Raw genomic sequence first — 572 nt, forward strand, 5'->3', positions numbered from 1 at the left:
CGGAATGTCCGCCAGCACCGAGTGAGCGAAAATCGTGGGAAATTTACAAGTGGGACTTCCATCGAACAACGGCCAACAACTGTTAATCAACGGTTAGCTTTTGGTCATTGGGAAGTAGATACGGTGCTTTCTAGTCGAAGTGAGTCACGATCATGTCTGGTTACATTCGTAGAACGTAAGACCCGACTTCTATGGGCCATCAAAGCCCCTAATAGAACGGCTAAGGCTCTAAACACCGCCTTTGGCAAGTTTATGGGGGCCTTCGGTCCCCAAGTAAAATCCATTACTGTTGATCATGGTAAAGAGTTTGCCAATTATCAGGCCTTAGAACAGGATTATCAGATCAAAGTTTATTTTTGCCATCCATATTCACCATGGGAGCGAGGTTCCAATGAATATTTTAATAGACGGTTACGCTGGTTCTTCCCGAAAAAGACCAATTTTAGCCAAGTAACGACTGATGAGATCCTAGCAGCACTTGAACTAATTAATCAACGACCATTAAAAATACATCATCAACAGACTGCCATTGAAAGATTCCGGGCTTGTTCGGATTAAACTTGTAATTTGCC

General features: G+C 43.2%; 1 pseudogene. It reads left to right on the forward strand.

Annotation, left to right across the window (positions count from 1 at the left end):
- A pseudogene (locus OXT66_RS09615) lies at nucleotides 1-558 on the forward strand (IS30-like element ISLsa1 family transposase); the annotation flags it as partial.
- Nucleotides 559-572: the final 14 nt, after the last annotated feature.

This window comes from Lentilactobacillus senioris (assembly GCF_026798195.1).
Lineage (GTDB): Bacteria > Bacillota > Bacilli > Lactobacillales > Lactobacillaceae > Lentilactobacillus > Lentilactobacillus senioris_A.